The sequence below is a fragment of the Pararhizobium arenae genome (assembly GCF_001931685.1).
GTDB lineage: Bacteria > Pseudomonadota > Alphaproteobacteria > Rhizobiales > Rhizobiaceae > Pararhizobium > Pararhizobium arenae.
The window spans coordinates 567,026-585,816 of sequence record NZ_MOOY01000002.1 but is presented as its reverse complement, the minus strand read 5'-3'; the positions used below and the strand labels follow the sequence as shown (position 1 = coordinate 585,816).

20 protein-coding genes are annotated in these 18,791 nt (G+C 59.7%); 12 read left to right on the top strand and 8 right to left on the bottom strand.

Annotated features, from left to right (window positions below; translation table 11 throughout):
- Window positions 1–30 precede the first annotated feature (30 nt).
- On the bottom strand, window positions 31–1,233 hold the full coding sequence (locus BLX89_RS06165; RefSeq protein WP_075289752.1) for a pyridoxal phosphate-dependent aminotransferase: 1,203 nt from the start codon (window positions 1,231–1,233) through the stop codon (window positions 31–33).
- A 457-nt stretch (window positions 1,234–1,690) separates the two neighbouring features.
- On the opposite strand from BLX89_RS06165, the gene BLX89_RS06160 reads away from it, so the two are divergent.
- The 5 genes from BLX89_RS06160 (at window position 1,691) to BLX89_RS06140 (ending at window position 6,966) form a co-directional block, all read left to right on the top strand.
- On the top strand, window positions 1,691–4,024 hold the full coding sequence (locus BLX89_RS06160) for a marine proteobacterial sortase target protein (RefSeq protein ID WP_075289751.1): 2,334 nt from the start codon (window positions 1,691–1,693) through the stop codon (window positions 4,022–4,024).
- Window positions 4,014–4,721 carry a class GN sortase gene (locus BLX89_RS06155; RefSeq protein WP_075289864.1) on the top strand — a complete coding sequence of 236 codons (708 nt, stop codon included), beginning with the start codon at window positions 4,014–4,016 and terminating at the stop codon, window positions 4,719–4,721. The genes BLX89_RS06160 and BLX89_RS06155 overlap by 11 nt, the downstream gene beginning before the upstream one ends.
- Before the next feature lie 49 nt (window positions 4,722–4,770).
- Window positions 4,771–5,667: a DMT family transporter gene (locus BLX89_RS06150; RefSeq protein ID WP_075289750.1), complete on the top strand. Its 897-nt coding sequence runs from the start codon at window positions 4,771–4,773 to the stop codon at window positions 5,665–5,667.
- 504 nt (window positions 5,668–6,171) lie between these two features.
- On the top strand, window positions 6,172–6,387 hold the full coding sequence (locus BLX89_RS06145) for a cold-shock protein (protein WP_037098666.1): 216 nt from the start codon (window positions 6,172–6,174) through the stop codon (window positions 6,385–6,387).
- A 144-nt stretch (window positions 6,388–6,531) separates the two neighbouring features.
- A complete protein-coding gene (locus tag BLX89_RS06140) occupies window positions 6,532–6,966 on the top strand; it encodes a BA14K family protein (protein WP_075289749.1) in 435 nt (144 codons plus the stop codon).
- Between the two features lie 73 nt (window positions 6,967–7,039).
- Here BLX89_RS06140 and BLX89_RS06135 read toward each other — a convergent pair whose 3' ends face one another.
- The 3 genes from BLX89_RS06135 to BLX89_RS06130 all read right to left on the bottom strand — a co-directional run bounded on the left by BLX89_RS06135 (window position 7,040) and on the right by BLX89_RS06130 (window position 9,007).
- The gene (locus BLX89_RS06135; RefSeq protein ID WP_075289748.1) at window positions 7,040–7,681 is read right to left on the bottom strand and encodes an MBL fold metallo-hydrolase; all 642 of its coding nucleotides are present in this window, start codon (window positions 7,679–7,681) and stop codon (window positions 7,040–7,042) included.
- Window positions 7,682–7,768: 87 nt separating this feature from the next.
- Window positions 7,769–7,921 carry a hypothetical protein gene (locus tag BLX89_RS24770; protein ID WP_198935122.1) on the bottom strand — a complete coding sequence of 51 codons (153 nt, stop codon included), beginning with the start codon at window positions 7,919–7,921 and terminating at the stop codon, window positions 7,769–7,771.
- A gap of 195 nt (window positions 7,922–8,116) precedes the next feature.
- Window positions 8,117–9,007, bottom strand: coding sequence for a branched-chain amino acid aminotransferase (locus BLX89_RS06130; protein WP_075289747.1), 891 nt, complete (start codon window positions 9,005–9,007; stop codon window positions 8,117–8,119).
- Between the two features lie 273 nt (window positions 9,008–9,280).
- Here BLX89_RS06130 and BLX89_RS06125 point away from each other — a divergent pair, with 273 nt between their 5' ends.
- The 3 genes from BLX89_RS06125 to BLX89_RS06115 all read left to right on the top strand — a co-directional run bounded on the left by BLX89_RS06125 (window position 9,281) and on the right by BLX89_RS06115 (window position 11,937).
- On the top strand, window positions 9,281–9,757 hold the full coding sequence (locus tag BLX89_RS06125; protein ID WP_075289746.1) for a MarR family winged helix-turn-helix transcriptional regulator: 477 nt from the start codon (window positions 9,281–9,283) through the stop codon (window positions 9,755–9,757).
- 67 nt (window positions 9,758–9,824) lie between these two features.
- The gene (locus BLX89_RS06120) at window positions 9,825–10,526 is read left to right on the top strand and encodes a response regulator (RefSeq protein WP_075289745.1); all 702 of its coding nucleotides are present in this window, start codon (window positions 9,825–9,827) and stop codon (window positions 10,524–10,526) included.
- A gap of 13 nt (window positions 10,527–10,539) precedes the next feature.
- Window positions 10,540–11,937 (top strand): ATP-binding protein, encoded by a 1,398-nt coding sequence (locus tag BLX89_RS06115; RefSeq protein ID WP_075289863.1) that lies wholly within the window; start codon window positions 10,540–10,542, stop codon window positions 11,935–11,937.
- Window positions 11,938–12,111: 174 nt separating this feature from the next.
- Here the strand turns inward: BLX89_RS06115 and BLX89_RS06110 are convergent, their stop codons facing one another.
- The 4 genes from BLX89_RS06110 to BLX89_RS06095 all read right to left on the bottom strand — a co-directional run bounded on the left by BLX89_RS06110 (window position 12,112) and on the right by BLX89_RS06095 (window position 14,477).
- On the bottom strand, window positions 12,112–12,453 hold the full coding sequence (locus BLX89_RS06110) for a tRNA-binding protein (RefSeq protein WP_075289744.1): 342 nt from the start codon (window positions 12,451–12,453) through the stop codon (window positions 12,112–12,114).
- 14 nt (window positions 12,454–12,467) lie between these two features.
- Window positions 12,468–13,274: a pyrroline-5-carboxylate reductase gene (proC, locus tag BLX89_RS06105; RefSeq protein ID WP_075289743.1), complete on the bottom strand. Its 807-nt coding sequence runs from the start codon at window positions 13,272–13,274 to the stop codon at window positions 12,468–12,470.
- 7 nt (window positions 13,275–13,281) lie between these two features.
- Window positions 13,282–13,782: a type III secretion system chaperone family protein gene (locus tag BLX89_RS06100; protein WP_075289742.1), complete on the bottom strand. Its 501-nt coding sequence runs from the start codon at window positions 13,780–13,782 to the stop codon at window positions 13,282–13,284.
- 434 nt (window positions 13,783–14,216) lie between these two features.
- Window positions 14,217–14,477: an accessory factor UbiK family protein gene (locus BLX89_RS06095; protein ID WP_075289741.1), complete on the bottom strand. Its 261-nt coding sequence runs from the start codon at window positions 14,475–14,477 to the stop codon at window positions 14,217–14,219.
- A gap of 188 nt (window positions 14,478–14,665) precedes the next feature.
- Here BLX89_RS06095 and lgt point away from each other — a divergent pair, with 188 nt between their 5' ends.
- From lgt to BLX89_RS06075, 4 genes are all read left to right on the top strand, one after another.
- Window positions 14,666–15,511 (top strand): prolipoprotein diacylglyceryl transferase, encoded by an 846-nt coding sequence (gene lgt, locus BLX89_RS06090; protein ID WP_075289740.1) that lies wholly within the window; start codon window positions 14,666–14,668, stop codon window positions 15,509–15,511.
- A 10-nt stretch (window positions 15,512–15,521) separates the two neighbouring features.
- The gene (locus BLX89_RS06085) at window positions 15,522–16,616 is read left to right on the top strand and encodes a class I SAM-dependent methyltransferase (RefSeq protein ID WP_075289739.1); all 1,095 of its coding nucleotides are present in this window, start codon (window positions 15,522–15,524) and stop codon (window positions 16,614–16,616) included.
- 150 nt (window positions 16,617–16,766) lie between these two features.
- Window positions 16,767–17,561 carry a peptidoglycan editing factor PgeF gene (gene pgeF / locus BLX89_RS06080; protein ID WP_075289738.1) on the top strand — a complete coding sequence of 265 codons (795 nt, stop codon included), beginning with the start codon at window positions 16,767–16,769 and terminating at the stop codon, window positions 17,559–17,561.
- A gap of 1 nt (window position 17,562) precedes the next feature.
- Window positions 17,563–18,714, top strand: a complete 1,152-nt coding sequence (locus BLX89_RS06075) for a M24 family metallopeptidase (RefSeq protein WP_075289737.1) — start codon at window positions 17,563–17,565, stop codon at window positions 18,712–18,714.
- Window positions 18,715–18,791: the final 77 nt, after the last annotated feature.

Here is an 18,791-nt window from a genome sequence, read left to right as displayed (position 1 = left end):
TCTTAAAGATTGCGCCTTGCTTCGGTCTTTTTACTTGCAGGCCGCGCAGAAGCGCTGGATGCGCTTGCAGGCTTCCTCAAGCAGGGCTTCCGAGGTCGCGTAGGAAATGCGGAAGTTCGGGCCGAGGCCGAAGGCCGAGCCATGAACGACGGCAACGCCTTCGGTCTCGAGCAGTTCGGAAACGAAATCCTCGTCGGTCTCGATGACCTTGCCCGACGGCGCGGTCTTGCCGATCAGGCCCTTGCACGACGGATAGACGTAGAAGGCACCTTCAGGCGACGGGCACTCGATGCCCTTGGCCTGGTTCAGCATCGAAACCACCAGATCGCGGCGGCCTTCGAAGATCTTCTTGTTTTCCGGAATGAAGTCCTGCGTTCCGTTCAGCGCCTCGACGGCAGCCCACTGGGCGATCGAGGTCGCACCCGAGGTCTGCTGGCCCTGGATCATGTCCATGGCTTTGATCAGCTGCAGCGGGCCGGCCGCATAGCCGATACGCCAGCCGGTCATCGCATAGGCCTTCGACACGCCGTTCATGGTGAGCGTGCGGTCATAGAGCGCCGGCTCGACTTCGACCGGGGTGACGAACTTGAAGTCGCCATAGGTCAGGTGCTCGTACATGTCGTCGGTCAGAACCCAGACATGCGGATGCTTGACGAGAACGTCGGTCAGGGCCTTCAACTCGTCGTGGCTGTAGGCAGCACCCGACGGGTTGGACGGCGAGTTGAAGATGAACCACTTGGTCTTGGGCGTAATCGCCTTGTCCAGGTCTTCAGCCTTCAGCTTGAACTTGTTTTCCTGGGTGGTCGCCACGAACACCGGGGTACCGCCGCAAAGCGAGACCATCTCGGGATAGGAAACCCAATAAGGTGTTGGGATAACAACTTCATCGCCAGGATTGAGCGTCGCCATGAAGGCGTTGAAAAGAATCTGCTTTCCGCCGGTGCCGACGATCGTCTGCTCCCACGCATAGTCGAGGCCGTTTTCGCGCTTGTACTTTGCAGCGATCGCCTTGCGCAGTTCCGGGATGCCGGAAACCGGCGTGTACTTGGTCTCGCCACGGTTGATCGCATCGATGGCGGCCGCCTTGATGTTGTCCGGCGTATCGAAATCCGGCTCGCCTGCGCCAAGCCCGATCACATCGCGACCCTTGGCTTTCAGCTCACGGGCTTTCTGGGAAACGGCGATGGTGGCGGATGGCTTCACACGGGAAAGAGCGTCGGCAAGAAAGGCCATGATACGGTTGTCCTGATCAAGGTTGAAACGGCATGCGGGCCAGTGGAGCGGCAGATTGCGTGGGGCTCCATAGCGGTTAGGTGTATGTCGAAAGAGAGACTGGGTTTCAAGGGTAAAGGACCGGCAAAACCGGCAAAAATCGTACCCATGACAATGTTTCATCGGTGACATCAGCCGCCAAGATGAGTCAGTCTCTCCGGCTTTCCCGACAGCATGCTGAAATGACTCTGCTTTTCGCCAGCGGCTCAAGCACGGCAGAGACGACTGATCAAACTTGAATCAGACGCTGAAGAGCCCTGATTTATTCAAGGAAAACAGTCGGTTTTACGTCTTTTTACAAAATCACGATTTCGACACGATAAATGCGCTGGCAGGCCGCAATTCAGTCTTCGTCCAGCCGATATCCGGGCCTCTTCTCAAGCGGAACATGAATCTTTTGTAATGAAGGGGTCTTCAAATGTCACTTGATGCACAATTGGCCCGGACACAGCCGAGCCGGGGGAATTTCAACCTCGGCGTCGCTTTTGCCCTGATGGCCTTAAGCCTGAGCTTCCTGATGCTGGCCGGGCTTTTCGTCCGTGCCTTTGCCGAGACCCCGCCCGCGCGGGAAACCATGCCAAGCCTCGTGCGGCCCAATGACATGGGCACCGGCGCCCTGCTCTTCCCGTCGTCCCAGCCCGGCTATTTTGTCGAGGCGCCGCGGCTTGCGACCGACGTCGAGATCGATGTCACTGGCCCGATCATGCGCACCCGCGTCACCCAGCGTTTCCAGAACCCGTCCAAGGGCTGGGTGGAGGGCACATACGTCTTCCCGCTGCCGGAGGATTCCGCCGTCGATGTGCTGAAGATGCAGATCGGCGATCGCTTTATAGAAGGCGAGATCAAGCTACGCGAAGAAGCCCGCCAGATCTATGAGGACGCCAAGGCCGAAGGCAAGAAGACCGCGCTCCTCGAACAACAGCGGCCGAACATCTTCACCAATCAGGTCGCCAATATCGGTCCCGGCGAAACCATCGTCGTGCAGATCGAATACCAGAGCAGCGTGCACCAGTCCGACGGAGCGTTTTCCTTCCGCTTCCCGATGGTCGTCGCGCCCCGCTACAATCCGCAGCCGATCGTCCAGACGGTCGATCTTGACGGCTCGACCGGTTATGCCGTCGGCGATCCCGTTCCGGATCGCGACAAGATCGAAGCACCGGTCCTCGATCCGGCAAAGAACGCCAGGATCAACCCGGTCAAGCTCACCATAAAGCTCGATGCCGGTTTCCCGATCGGCGCGCTCACCTCGCCCTTCCATGAGATCAACGTGAAGGACAATGGCGATACCGGCCGGCTGATCACGCTGAAGGCCGACAGCGTTCCTGCAGACCGCGACTTTGAGCTGAACTGGAAGGTTGCGGCCGGGAAGACGCCACAGGCCGGCCTGTTCCGCGAGACGATCGCCGGCAAGACCTATCTTCTCGGCTTCGTCACCCCGCCAAGCGAAGCCGGCGCCAACGAGGAAAAGCCGCATCGGGAGGTGATCTTCGTCATCGACAATTCCGGCTCCATGTCCGGCACCTCGATCGAACAGGCGAAAGAAAGCCTGGCGCTCGCCATCTCCCGCCTCGGCCCGAATGACAAATTCAACGTCATCCGCTTCGACGACACCATGACCGTCTATTTCCCGAGCCCGGTTCAGGCAACGCCTGACAAACGAGAACAGGCCATCGCCTATGTCCGTGGCCTCACCGCCGATGGCGGCACGGAGATGCTGCCGGCGCTGCAGGCTGCGCTTTCTGCCCAGGGTCCCGTTGCCAAGGATGCGCTGCGGCAGGTGGTGTTCCTCACTGATGGCGCGATCGGCAACGAGGCGCAACTGTTCGAGGAGATTGCCGGAAACCGTGGTGACGCCCGCGTCTTCACCGTCGGCATCGGCTCGGCGCCCAACAGCCACTTCATGACCAAGGCCGCCGAAATCGGTCGCGGCACCTTCACGCTGATCGGCTCGGAAGACCAGATCGCCGCCCGCATGGGTGAACTTTTCGCCAAACTCGAAAACCCGGCCATGACAAACATCGCCGCCAATTTCGACGAAAAGACTGTGCGGGACATCTCGCCGGACCCGATGCCCGATCTTTATCGCGGCGAACCGGTGGTTCTGACCGCCGTGCTCGACAGCACGGCTCCCAAGGGCATGCTGCGTATTTCCGGCGATGCGGGCCGCCAGCCCTGGCAGATCGCCATCGATGTCGCCAAGGCTTCCGAGGGCAAGGGCATTGCAAAACTCTGGGCTCGCCGCCAGATCGACGATATTGAAGCCACAGCCTATTCCGCCGCTGATCCGGCCTCCGTGGACAAGAAGATCGAGGAGGTGGCGCTCGCCCATCACCTCGTCTCGCGCGTCACCAGCCTCGTCGCAGTCGATGTAACACCGTCCCGCCCGAACGACGAACCGCTGGGCTCGGCCAAGGTGCCGCTCAACCTGCCGGCCGGCTGGGACTTCGACAAGGTCTTTGGCGAGGAAGGCACCGGTGGAGCAACCCAACGCGCGCAGCTCGCCCCTGCCCCGGAAGCGGAAATGGTTGCCGACATGATGGCCGCCGCCCCGACCGCACGCGCAGCCGGTATGATCGCGCAGGCCGCAAAGCCCGTTGCCTTGCCGCAGACCGCGACCCTCGCCGATCGCTACATCCTGATCGGCCTGCTCATGATCGCCATAGCCGCCATGGCCTCCGTCGCCTTCGGTATCTGGCGCTGGCAGATGCAGGGACTTGCAACCGCAAATGCCGGAACGCGATATGAGCACTGAACTTTCCAACGAGTGGCGTGCCGGGTTTCTGGCACGCCTCAGCGCCGGCGAAACCGTCGTGCTGGCGGCCATCGCAATGATCGCCCTTGGTGGAACGCTGGTTGCCGCCAAGGGCGTCTACATGAAAGCCAAGGCGGAGCTGTCGCAGGTTCTGTTGCAACGCAGCTTTGCGGCCGAAATGCGCGGCGAGACCGCCACCAAGCCCTGGCCGTGGGCCGACTTCACCACCGAAGCGGAAATTTCAGCGCCCCGCCTCGGGCAAAAGGCCATCGTGCTCTCCGGCGCAAGCGGCGAAGCTCTGGCTTTCGGTCCAGCCCATCTCCTGAGCACGCCGCAGCCCGGCGACGCCGGCACCGCCGTTATCGCAGCCCATCGCGACACCCATTTCCGCTGGCTGAAGGATGTGAAGCCCGGCGACCTCATCGTCGTTACCCGCAAGGACGGGCGGAAATTGACCTTCCGGGCCGACGCTGGGCGGATCGCGCGCTGGGACGAGAGCGGCATCGATGCCAATGCCGACGGTCACAATCTCGCACTCGCCACCTGCTGGCCGTTCGATGCGACGACCCGTGGACCGATGCGCTACATCGTGACGGCGGAACTCGTCGTTGCAGATCCTATCGTGACCGGAGCGGTGCCAGCCAGCAGATCGGACATAGCGGAAAAGTCGTCTGACAACCCTCTTGCTCAAAATTAGAGCAACTGGTACCTGACAGCTTCCGTCCGGCATCTTCAGGATTTCCATCGTGAATCGCATTCAGGCCAATCTGCTTCTGCTTCTTTCCGGCGCCATCTGGGGTGCCGGGTTCGTCGCGCAATCGACCGCGATGGGGGAGGTCGGGCCGCTGTGGTTCACAGGCATGAAGTTCGCTCTGGCCGCTTTGGTGGTGGCCCCCCTCGCCGTCTTCGAAGCGCGCAAGGCGACCGCGCCGCTGCCGAAGAACAGCATCCGCAACTTCATGATCATCGGGCTGGCGCTCTTTTGCGGCGCCGTGACCCAGCAGATCGGCCTGCTCACCACCAGCGTCACCAACTCCGGCTTCCTGACCGGGCTCTACGTGGTCTTCGTACCGTTGCTGACCGTCATTTTCCTGCGCCGGCAGCCGCACTGGATCATCTGGCCGGCGGCGGCCATGGCCCTTCTCGGCATTTTCCTTCTCAGCGGCGGTTCGCTTGCCGGGCTGAACGGGGGCGATCTGATGACCATCGTCTGCGCCGTCTTCTGGGCGATCCAGCTGATGCTCGTCGGGATTTTTGCCGGCAGCACCGGCAGACCGATGTTGCTGTCGTTCGTGCAGTTCGCAACCTGCGCCATCCTCAGCTCAGCCATCGGCGCAGGCATGGAACCGATCACGCTGACCGGCATCAACAACGCCCTGCCGGAAATCCTCTATGCCGGCATCCTCTCCAGCGGCGTCGCATTTACCTGCCAGGTGGTGGCCCAGCGCTACACGACGGCGCCGCAGGCCGCGATCTTCCTGTCGAGCGAAGCGCTTTTCGCCGCCCTTTTCGGCATGCTGCTGCTGGGCGAAACCATCAGCACTCTCGGCTATGTCGGCTGCGGCATCATTTTTGCGGCCATGCTGCTAGTCGAACTCGTGCCCGAACTTACGAAGACCAAAAGCGGTCTTGCGGAAGCCTGAGCATCGCCGGAAGCTGTCCCAAATCGAAACATCACTCCAGGATTTTAACGTTTCGTTGAGGGACTGAGATGGAGGCTGAGGCAGATCGGATATTTTTGACTGCGACATTTCGTGACGCAGACGCCTAAATTTTTCTCACAGATAAACAAAAATAAGTGTTTTCAATAGCTTGCAATACAACCCGAAAAAATTGGATTTTTTCGGCAATTGACTGCATTTTGCGCAAAGTGAAAAGGTGCACTTGTTTCGTCAAAGTTTTGCTTGCCAATTCAAAATAAACGCAGCAATCTTACTGTGTTCGGGCAATTTACGGACACGGGAAGACCTTGAATAAAGCGCGCCGGAGACGCCAAAAGTTCCGGGCAGTCAGGCAAGATGAGTTTTGTGTTGACTGGCTGCAATGACAGGACCCTTTCCTCCTCGTCGAGAACTGCCTGCCCCACGCCCTCTGGGCAAAACGTAATGCTGCCCGCCGCTTCGGGCAGAGGAAAAAGGACCTGACGCATGGCCGAAACTGGCATTGTTAAATTCTTCAACACCGACAAGGGCTTTGGTTTCATCAAGCCTGACAACGGTGGGGCTGATATCTTCGTGCATATCTCCGCCGTACAGGCTTCTGGCCTGAACGGGCTGTCTGAAAACCAGAAAGTCAGCTTCGACACGGAACCGGATCGCCGCGGCAAAGGCCCCAAGGCGGTTAACCTGCAGGTTTCCGGCTGATCGCCGGCAAATCTGTACACGAACCAAGTTGAAGCCCGGCCTTGTTGCCGGGTTTTTTTATTCAGGCTGCGTTCAGCCTCGTGGGCTTAACCTGTGTTCACAATCAAGAGCGGAATTCATTCGCTTACCAACGGGACCAAGACCATGAAGAAGATGATCAAAGCTGTTGTTCTCGGCCTAGCAACCTTTGCGACCGTGCTGCCTGCACTTGCCCCCGCCCATGCCGGCGATTGGGATCGCCGCTATTACCGTCGCGACCACGGTCGCCATCATCACGACAACAGCGATGCCTGGGCGCTTGGTGCGGCCGGCCTCGCAACCGGCCTGATCGTCGGCGGCGCAATCGCCAGCCAGCCGCGTTACCAGGAACGGGTCTATATCGATCCCGAGCCCGAGTACTACCGTCCCGCCCCGGTCTATCGTCGCCCTCGCCCGGTCGTTGTCGACAATGGCTATGGCCTCGAACCGTGGAGCCCGGGCTGGTACGATTACTGCGAGCGTCGCTATCGCTCCTTCAACGCGCGAACGGGCACATTCCGTGGCTACGATGGCCGCGATTACTTCTGCCAAGCCGGCTGATCATTCCGGTTGAACCCGACGAAAAGCCCGCTGCCATCCGTTGGCGCGGGCTTTTTGCTTTTATCGTGGGAATTCAAAGTCCGCGCAGATAAGGATTGCTACGGCGTTCCTCGCCAATCTGCCCACCGGGGCCGTGGCCGCAAATAAAGCCAACGGTGTCTCCGAGCGGCAATATCTTGTCGCGGATACTATCGAGCAGCTGCTGATGGTTGCCGCCCGGCAGGTCGGTACGGCCGATGGAGCCGTGAAAAAGCACATCGCCAACATGGGCGAAACCTTGGCTGCGATTGAAGTAGACGACGTGCCCTGGCGCGTGGCCGGGGCAATGCAGAACCTCGAAAACGTGATCGCCAAAGGAAACGGTATCGCCGTCTGCCAACCAACGATCCGGGACGACGTTTTCGACTTTCATGGCAAGACCGAAGCGTTCCGCCTGCGCTTCCAGATTTTCCAGAAGCGGAAGATCGTCCTTATGCGGGCCGATAATGTCGAGGTCGAGCGCCTCTTTCAACTCCTTGGCGCCCCCCGCATGGTCGATGTGACCATGGGTCAGCCAGATCGCCTTCAAGGTGATGCCATTTTCCTTGATTGTCTGGAGAATGACATCAACGTCACCGCCCGGATCGACGATCACGCCTTCCTTGGTATCGGTGTCGAACAGAACCGTACAGTTCTGCTGGAAATGGGTAACCGGAATAATGCCCGCCTGTAACATGCGTTCCTCGCTGAATCGTCAGCCTGCATATAAAGCGGCGGCGCAGGGAATGAAACCTCCCGCAGGCCCTTCCAGCACCGGTACGGGTCAGCGGAGCTGGGCGATTTCCATGGTCGGCTGGATCGGCCCGAGGTTCACAGTTGTAATCAGCAAGGCTGCAACGGCAAGCTTGGCTGCAACAACAGTAACGACAACCGGCCGAAGCGGGTTGATGGCGGGAGCTTGAGAAGTCGGGTTCATGGCGTGGGTCCTTTTCATTTGGCCTGTTAACACGCTGCAATTACAAAGGTTCCAGACATCGGAACGACCATGATTATTTAAGACTTCGGTAAGATTCTCTGTTCCCTTGGAAACACAAGGACTGGACGAACGGGTCAGATGCGAAAAAGGCGGCTCCATGAGGGCCGCCTTGGCTCCGATCGATAAGGGAAGATTTTACTCGGCAGCGGCAGCGACCGGATAGACTTCCTTCATGTAGTCGTTCATCAGCGTTTCCGAGATCGTCGATGGCGTGAAACGGTAGGGACCGATCTCGGAAACCGGCGTTACCTCCGCAGCCGAACCGGTCAGGAAGCATTCCGAGAAGCTCGAAAGCTCTTCCGGCATGATCGCGCGTTCGACGACCTGATAGCCGCGACGCTGGGCAAGCTCGATGACGGTTTGGCGGGTGATGCCGTTCAGGAAGCAATCCGGCACCGGCGTATGGATGACTCCGTCCTTGACGAAGAAAATGTTCGCACCCGTCGCTTCGGCCACCTGACCACGATAGTCCAGCATCATCGCATCGGCATAGCCTTTGGCTTCGGCCGCATGCTTTGAGATCGTGCAGATCATGTAGAGGCCGGCAGCCTTGGAGGCGCAAGGTGCAGTCTTCGGATCGGGGCGACGATACTCGGCGATATCGAGACGAATGCCCTTCAACTTTTCGGCCGGGTTGAAGTAGCTGCCCCACTGCCAGATGGCGATAGCGACGTTGATGCGGTTCTGCTGGGCCGAAACGCCCATCATTTCCGACCCGCGCCACGCGATCGGGCGCACATAAGCATCGGCAAAACCCTGACGCTTCAAAAGTTCGATCGTCGCCGCATCCAGTTCCTCGACGCTGTAAGGAACGGTGAAGCCGAGGATTTCGGCAGACTTGTGGAGGCGCTGGTTATGCTCTGTCAGCTTGAAGATGCGGCCGCCATAGGCGCGCTCGCCTTCAAACACGGCGCTGGCGTAGTGAAGACCGTGGGTCAGCACATGGATCTTGGCATCCTTCCAATCGACGAACTCGCCGTTGAACCAGATCTGACCGTCCATCTGATCGAATGGAACTCCTGCCATGTGCTTATCCTCCGGCGTATCCACGCCATTTTCTGTGCGATTTCGATATCTCCACGCCGCCGGATCGACGGCAAATTGTGGAGGGGAATGATCATGAGTGATTTTGAATTGGCGATCTCACCGCCACCGCCTACATTCAACGGATGACTCTGGCGTCGATTGCATCGCTCTTCGGTGGGCAGACTTACCAATAGCGAAAAATTATGTCAACAAAGCTGACATAATTTTTCGAAAGTTGCCGCGAAGCCCTTGCGGACGAAAGGAAATAACTGCGTGGCAGGACAGGTTAATCAGAACCCCGCAACCAAGGCTGCGCCCGAAAGCCCTGATTCGGTCGATTACGAGATTATCGAGCTTCTGTTTTTCGCCTATCGCGACTTCACCTCCGATCCGGATGTCATTCTGGAAAAGCGCGGCTTCGGGCGGGCCCATCACCGTGTTCTGCATTTCGTCGATCGCGAGCCCGGCATGACGGTTGCCGATCTGCTCGACACGCTGAAGATCACAAAGCAGAGCCTTGCGCGCGTCCTGAAACAGTTGATCGATTCCGGCTATATCCACCAGATTGCCGGCCCGGAGGACCGTCGCCAGCGCAAGCTTTATACGACGAAGGAAGGCAAGGCGCTGGCCAAGGCCTTGGCAGAGCCACAGTCACGGCGCATAGCCGAGGCCATTGCCGAAAGCGGGCCGGGCGCGCGCGAAATCGTGACGCGCTTTCTTGCCAGCATGAAGAACAAATCGGACGATTGAACCATTCCTGCGTCCGCCGCCCGATCGGTGGATCTCGATATGAAGGGCTGCGCCCGGACATGGAACCATGACGAAGACAGTAACCATTCCCGACGATGCCGCCCATCTCCTGGTGGTGGACGACGACCGCCGTATCCGCGAACTCTTGAACCGCTATCTGATGGAACAGGGTTTTCGCGTGACGACAGCGGCCGACGCGGATGAAGCCCGCCGCCGTTTGCAGGGCATCGACTTCGATCTCCTCATCGTGGACGTCATGATGCCGGGGGAAACCGGCATTTCACTCACACAGGGCCTTCGCAAGATCAAGACCGTGCCGATCATCATGCTGACGGCGCTGGCCGAATCCAATGCCCGCATCGAGGGGCTTGAGGCCGGCGCCGACGATTATCTGCCCAAACCCTTCGATCCACGCGAACTGGTGCTGCGCATCAACAACATCCTGCGACGGAATGCCCCTGCTCAGCAACCGAAGGTCGAGCAGGTTATTTTCGGCCCCTTCACCTTCTCGGTCGTGCGCAAGGAACTGCGTCGCGGTGCCGATCACATTCGCCTGACGGATCGCGAGCAGGAAATCATGATGCTGTTTTCCCAGCGTCCCGGGGAAACCATCCCGCGCCACGAGCTTGTCAGCGACGATGCGGAGGTGGGCGAGCGCACCATCGACGTCCAGATCAACCGCCTGCGCCGCAAGATCGAGGATGATCCTTCCAACCCTGTCTTCCTGCAAACGGTGCGCGGCATCGGCTACAAGCTCAGCGTGGACTGAGGGATGGATGTCGATGGCCAGCATTGACGCGATGTTGCGCAGCCTGAAATCAAGGCGGCGAGGCCCCGTGAATCGCAACAGTGTTTGGGGCCGTTTCACGCTCTGGATGCGCCGTCGCCTTCCGATGGGGCTTTATGCCCGCTCGCTGCTGATCGTCATCATCCCGATGGTGCTGCTGCAGTCGATCGTCGCCTTCGTCTTCATGGAACGTCACTGGCAGCTGGTAACGCAACGCCTCTCTGCTGCCGTGACGGCCGATATCGCTGCCGTAATCGACCTGATCGAAGACGCGCCGCCGGAGGAGATCAACGACATCATCCGCGTTGCTCGCGAACGCCTGAGCCTCAACGTTTCAATCGAAGAGGGTGGCGAGCTTCCGCCGCCACGACCAAAACCGTTTTTCGAAATCCTCGACCAGATCCTGAGCGAGGAAATTTCCGACCAGATCCGGCGTCCCTTCTGGATCGATACAGTCGGCAATTCCTCAATCGTCGAAATCCGCATCAAGATCGACAACGATCGCATCCTGCGCGTCTATGCGCGGCGCAACCAGGCCTATGCTTCCAACACCCATATTTTCCTCGTCTGGATGGTCGGGGCGTCGCTGGTGCTGCTGACCATCGCGATCCTCTTCCTGCGGGGCCAGATCCGCCCCATCCTTTCGCTCGCCCACGCTGCTGAAAGTTTCGGCAAGGGCCAGAAAATAGACGACTTCTCCCCACGCGGCGCTCAGGAAATCCGCCGGGCCGGCCTCGCCTTCATCCAGATGCGCGAACGCATCGAACGGCAGATCGAGCAGCGGACCGCCATGCTGACCGGCGTCAGCCACGATCTGCGCACCATCCTCACCCGTTTCAAGCTTCAGCTGGCATTGGCGCCGGATCATCCCGACTTCGAGAGCCTCAATCAGGATGTCGAGGATATGCAGAGCATGCTCGAAGGCTATCTGGCCTTTGCCCGTGGCGAGGCGGAGGAAGATGTCGGCAACCTGAAGCTCAGCGAGTTGATGATCCGCGCCGAAGCCGAAGCCGAACTGCACGGAAAAGAGCTCTCCGTGACCATCGAGGGTGAAGACGATATTCGGGTTCGTCCCAATGCCTTCACCCGCCTGCTCGCCAATATCGTTTCCAACGCCTATCGCTACGCAAATTCGGTGAATATCGAAGCCAGGCACAGCGCAAAATGGCTGACCATTACCGTCGATGACGATGGTCCGGGCATCCCCGAACGCGCCCGTGACGACGTCTTCAAACCATTCTTCCGGCTAGATGAAGCGCGCAACCTCGACAGTTCCGGCACAGGCCTCGGCCTTGCCATTGCACTCGATATCGCCCGCAGCCACGGCGGCAACATCACCCTTTCGGACAGCCCGATGGGTGGCCTGCGGGTGGTTATCCGTGTTCCCGCGTGATTAGAGCGCTTCCTTGTTAAGTGGAAACAATTCTGTTGGCTCAAACCGGCCTTCCACGCGAAGGTCGGCGCAAGGCGATGCCGACCCATCTCACAAGCCGGCCGACAAAGTGGAGGGCCGGTTTCAGTCAACCCTTCGGGCCGGATGAATGGTTCCTTTTAACAATGAAGCGCTCTAAAGCAGTTTTTTGCCGTTGGGCACCGGCTTGTCGGTCGCGGCAAGCACGATGGCGTTCGCCTCGTCCTCGAAGCCGAGGGTCAGAACTTCGGAACGGAACGGCCCGATCTGGCGCGGCGGGAAGTTGACGACGCCGAGTACCTGACGGCCGATCAGGCTTTCCGGCGTATAATGTACGGTGATCTGGGCCGAGGATTTTTTCAGTCCGATCTCCGGCCCGAAATCAATCACGAGCTTGATCGCAGGCTTGCGCGCTTCAGGAAACGGCGAGGTTTCGACGATGGTGCCGACACGGATATCGACACGCTCGAAATCGGCATAGGTAATCTGATCGGTCATGGGGAAATCCGAGTTCAGCCGGCGAGTTCTTCGGCCCGCTTGCGCGCGGCGGCGATGGCCTTGTCGAACAGCGGCTGCATGCCGTCTTCCGCCATCAGTACAGAGAGCGCGGCCGCCGTGGTGCCACCAGGCGACGTGACGTTCTTGCGCAACTGCGAAGCAGCGTCGGGGGACTGGTAGAGAAGCTCACCAGCCCCCGCGACGGTTTCCCGAGCAAGACGCATGGCAAGGTCCGCCTGAAGACCGGCCTTGCGACCGGCCTCCGCCATGCACTCGACGAGATAAAAAACATAAGCCGGGCCGCTACCGGAAACGGCTGTCACCGCATCGATATCGGCTTCGGTTTCGACCCATTCGACAGGGCCGCTGACTTTCAGGAGGTCATGCACCTGCGCCCGCTTTTCCGACGTGACGGCGCTGTTTGCGAAGGCACCGGTGACCCCGCGGCCGATCATGGCAGGCGTGTTCGGCATGGCACGAACCATGGCTGCTTCTCCCAGATGAGAAGCCATGAAGGCAAGCGTGGTGCCGGCAGCAACCGACACGATCACGGTCTCAGGCCCGACAAGCGACTTGAGCGGCGGCAGAACCGCGCCCATCAGCTGCGGTTTCACGGCAAGGAAAAGAACGCCAGCCTTCAGGCCTTCGGGAGCCGTCGTTGCATGAGCTGCGCCATTGTCGGCGATGAGCTTTGCCATCGCCTCAGACGGGCCGGGATCGATGACAAGGACGTCGCTACCCTTGATTCCGTTTTTCAGCCAGCCGGACAGCATCGCGCCGCCCATGTTGCCAGCCCCGATAAGAACGATGGATGCCGTCATCTACACCTCAAGCCTCGCCAACAGTTTCGAACATCACGGCCTCGACGGCCTTGTGTGCTTCGATACCGGACCAGACGACGAACTGGAAGGCCTGGAAATAGGATTCGCAGGCATCGAGTGCGCTGGACAGCAGCACTTCCACCTGCTGGTTGGTCGGCTCCGCGCCACCGGACAGGAGCAGCGACTGGCGGAAGATGACGACATCTTCCTGGCGCCACAGATCGAAGTGCCCCATCAGCACCTGACCGTTGATATGGGAAAGAAGCCTGATGACTTCGTTGACCCGGCTCTCGGGCACTTTGATGTCGAAAGCGCAGGCGAGGTGCAAAGCCTCGAACTCCTCCATCCAGGAGAAGGAGACGTGGTAATCGGTCCACTTGCCCTCAACGGTCATGGCGATTTCGTCTTCGCCGGAGCGCTCGAAGCACCAGTCGTTGTTGGCAGCGACAAACTCGATCATATCGACCGGGTTTGATTGACGCTCAAGATCCAATTCCATCAGGCTCATATGTCACCTTAAAAGTCCCGACACAGGCATGCGTCGTCGCGCTCACACACGACTGCGGCAAACTCAAACACCGGAAACAAACACTATGATTGCTGAATACACGCCCATCCTGGCTTACTTACCCTGCCCGGAGCTTGCGTGATCCGTTTCGAATCATCATTTAAAATCAGTGTATAACGGCGGAGTCTGCGTGCCAGCCCCTCAAAGCCAAAATACGTCCACGAGGTTGTGGAAAGACGCTTGAAACAGATTCAGCCCGAGTTCTTAAACGACTCTGCCGTAAGCATTTTTTGGCAGTGTCCACAGGCGTAAATTTTTTATGAAAAAAGCCGCCCGAAGCAGGTTCTGGCGGCCGAGGAAATACTGGTCTGTTACAAAAAGAAACAGAGCGTCGCGGCAGCGCGGCAAACACTTTGCTGATCCCGCTTGATCGCTTACTTGCCGGCAGCGTCGAGCTTGGCTTCGAGGGCAGCAACACGCGCGAGCAGCGCGTCGTTTTCTTCCCGCGCCTTCAGCGCCATTTCCCTGACAGCCTCGAACTCTTCACGCTTGACGATATCCATCGAGTTCAGGAGCTTCTCGCCCTGTGCGCGGAAAACCGTTTCCATCTCGCGCCGCACGCCCTGTGCCGCGCCGGCCGCGTCCGTCATCAGCTTGGCGAATTCGTCCAGAATGCGATTGGTGCCCGTGGTCATAGTCTGATCTCCGATCGTGCGCCGCCTTGCGTCTCACAGCGGCCTTTGAGATTGAGGTAGGGTCAGGTGGGCTCCGATGCAAGGAAAAATACAAGTGAATCACCGGTTGCCAACCACCGCCTGCGCCTTGACCCTGCCCCCTTGGAACGCCATGTTCCGGCAAAAGACAGGCAGGAGAGAGCCAAGACTTGGAAACGATAGCGACTTTTCTCGCAATACTGCCCTTTCCTCAAATCGATCCTGTCCTTTTGACGATCGGTCCCCTGCAGATTCACTGGTACGGCCTCGCTTATGTCGCCGGCATCCTGATCGGCTGGCAATATGCACGCCGTCTCGTGCGCAACACGTCGCTCTGGAAGAATGGCGAGCCGGCAATCACCGAAGCGCAGCTCGATGATTTCCTGCTTTGGGCCGCAGCCGGCATCGTCGGTGGCGGACGCATAGGCTACATCCTGTTCTATGACCTGCCGAGCGTGTTGGCCAACCCGCTCCGTGCGCTGGAAATCTGGAACGGCGGCATGTCCTTCCATGGCGGCCTGATCGGCACGATGATCGCCATGATCCTGTTTGCCCGCCGGCACAAGATCGCCATCTGGAGCCTGTTCGACGCCGTCTCCGCCGTCGTGCCGATCGGTCTGTTCTTCGGCCGTGTCGCCAATTTCATCAATGGCGAGCTTTGGGGCAGGCTTTCATCCATGCCCTGGGCTGTCGAGTTCCCGCCCGGCAGCGGCCTCGCCTATCACCCGAGCCAGCTCTACGAAGCGATCCTTGAAGGCATCGTGCTGCTCATCGTGCTGGCGATAATGATCTATGACCGCAAGGCTCTGAAGACTCCCGGCCTGGTTTGCGGCATCTTCGTGCTGGGATATGCGATATCACGCATCATCGTCGAATTCTTCCGCCAGCCGGATGCGCAGATCGGCTATCTCGCGGGCGGATGGCTGACGATGGGCATGGTGTTGTCGACGCCGATGGCGCTTGCCGGGTTATGGGCGATCCTGCGCGCGCGCCGCGCTGCCGCAAACGCTGGCTGAGGGCAATGCGATGAGCACACCGTTGGGGGAAAAGATCAAGGCACTGATCACCGCGAGCGGCCCTATCAGCGTGACCGACTATTTCTCGTTGTGCCTCGCAGACCCGCAATACGGATATTACAAGACGCGCGAGCCTTTCGGCGCAGCCGGCGATTTCACCACCGCTCCGGAGATCAGTCAGCTTTTCGGCGAGATGATCGGCATCTTTCTCGTTCAGGCCTGGCAACGCCACGGGGAGCCCAGTCCCGTGCATATTGCCGAGATCGGTCCCGGGCGCGGCACGATGATGTCCGATATCCTGCGGGTGATTTCCAAGATCTCGCCCGCTCTTTACGAGGCCGCCGAATTTCACCTGATCGAAACGAGCGAACGGCTGCAAAAGGTCCAGAGCCAGACGCTGGTCGCCCACAAGTACAAGATCACCTGGCACGAAAGCTTCGATACGCTTCCGGACGGTTTTCTGCTTCTCGCAACGAACGAGCTTTTCGACGCGATTCCGATCCGCCAGTTCGTCAAGACAGCGCAGGGCTTCCGCGAGCGCATGGTCGGCCTGGATGCCAATGGCGAGTTGAGCTTTGCGGCGGGTGTCGCAACCATCGATCCGGAGCTTCTGCCGCAAACATCCCGGGAGGTTTCTCCCGGCACGATCTTCGAAGTCGCGCCGGCACGCGATGCGGTCATGGCGACGCTTGCTTCGCGCATCCGCGCCAGTGGCGGCACCGCCGTCATCATCGACTACGGCCATCTCGCAACCGGCTATGGCGATACCTTGCAAGCCGTGCGCGATCACCAGTTCGATCCGCCGCTGAAGCATCCGGGCGAGGCCGATATCACCAGCCATGTCGATTTTGAGCAACTCGCCCGCCGCGCCGTGGCCGAGGGTCTGCAGATCAACGGCCTCACCTATCAGGGTGATTTCCTGCTGGGTCTTGGGCTCATCGAGCGCGCCTCATCGCTTGGAAGCGGCAAGGACACGATCACGCAGGAGGGCATCCGCATGGATGTCGAAAGGCTGGCCGGCAGCGGCGAAGGCAAGATGGGCGAGCTTTTCAAGGTGCTGGCCGTGAGCAGCCCCGCGATTGCACTCCCGCCCTTTCAGCGTTGAAAAAGGCCTGATTGTGATGATCGCGTCATCGAACACGGCGATCATTGACAGGACGACGTGGGGAGGCCAACATCGCGCCAAATCACAGCGGCCTTGTTTTCGCGGTCGCAAAATCCGCAAAATTTCAAGCATGAAAGGGCGACAACACCGATGAAGGATGATGCCCAGCCCTCGCCCGTCTTCAGCTCGCTTCTCTCCGACCTCGCGCCCGGCGGCATCGCCCACGCCTATTTCACCCGCAAAGGCGGGGTGTCCGAAGGCATTTATCACGGCCTGAATGTCGGGCTGGGTTCAGACGACGACAAGGCGCATGTCGAGGAAAACCGCAGGCGCGTTGCCGCTTATTTCGACGCCGGCCCGGAAAAGCTGGCGACGGTTCATCAGGTTCATTCGCCAACGGCCGTCATTGTCGATTCACGCTATGACGGCGCGCGGCCGGAAGCGGACGCCGTCGTCACTGCGACGCCGGGCATGGTCGTCGGCGTACTGACGGCCGATTGTGGACCTATTCTCTTCGCCGACCCGCAGGCCCGTGTGATCGGTGCCGCCCATGCCGGCTGGAAAGGCGCGCTTGGCGGCGTGCTGGAAAGCACGATCGCGGCGATGATCTCGCTCGGGGCGACCCGCGAAAACATCGTTGCCAGCCTTGGCCCGTCGATCAGCCATCGCAACTACGAAGTGGGCGCGGAATTCATAGCCCGTTTCGTCGAGACAGATCCAAGCTATGCGGCGTTCTTTTCCCCTTCCGAGCGCGAAGGCCACGCCATGTTCGACCTGCCGGCGCTCACCCTGAAGCGGCTCACCGACGCGGGTGTGAGGGCAGAAAACCTCGACATCTGCACCTATTCGGATGAGGAACGCTTCTTCTCCTATCGGCGCACGACCCATCGCAAAGAGCCGGATTACGGCCGCCAGATTTCGGCAATCTTCATTCGGGAGGAATGACATGGCACTGCATTTCGGCCAGGACGAATTTACCGAGCGGCTTGAGCGGCTGAAGGCCGCGATGAAGGAAGAGAAGCTCGACGCCATGCTGCTCTTCGCGCAGGAAAGCATGTATTGGCTGACGGGCTACGACACCTTCGGCTACTGCTTCTTCCAGACGCTGGTGGTGAAGGCCGATGGCTCGATGGTGTTGCTCACCCGCTCGGCAGATCTGCGGCAGGCACGGCACACCTCCAACATCGAGCGCATCGAAATCTGGGTCGATCGCGTCAACGCCGATCCGACCATGGATTTGAAGAACCTCCTGAGCGATCTCGATCTGCTCGGCATGCGCATCGGCGTCGAATATGACACCCATGGCATGACCGGCCGTGTCGCACGCCTGCTCGACCTGCAACTGACCAGCTTCGGCCAGTTGGTTGATGCTTCCGGTATGGTCGGCAAGCTGCGGCTGATCAAGAGCCCGGCGGAACTCGCCCATGTCGAAAAGGCCGCAAGCCTTGCGGATGACGCGCTCGATGCCGCCATTCCCCTCATCCGTCCGGGCGGCAACGAAGCCGATATTCTGGCCGCCATGCAAGGCGCGGTCTTTGCCGGCGGTGGCGATTATCCGGCCAACGAGTTCATCATCGGCTCCGGCGCCGATGCCTTGCTCTGCCGCTACAAGGCAGGCCGCCGCATGCTCGATGCGCAGGATCAACTGACGCTCGAATGGGCAGGCGTGAGCGCCCATTACCATGCGGCGATGATGCGCACCGTCGTCATCGGCGAGCCGACGAACCGGCACCGCGAACTCTACAGCGCAGCCCGGGAAACCGTGCAAGCTGTCGAGATGGTGATGCGGCCCGGCAATACATTCGGCACGGTCTTCGACGTCCATGCCAAGATCATGGACGAACGCGGCCTGGCGCGGCACCGCCTCAATGCCTGCGGCTACTCGCTGGGCGCCCGCTTCTCCCCTTCCTGGATGGAGCAGCAGATGTTCCATCTCGGCAATCCACAGGAGATCCTCCCGAATATGTCGCTCTTCCTGCACATGATCATCATGGACAGCGACACCGGGACCGCGATGACGCTTGGCCAGACCTACATCACGACGGAAGGTGCGCCGAAACCGCTGTCGCGTTACGGGCTGGACTTCATCACTGCTTAGGAAAATTGCCGTATCGTTGCCTTGAGCGCAGGTGGGGGCCTTGTCGCTGCACTTCCTTTCGAAGGAACGACGGTGGA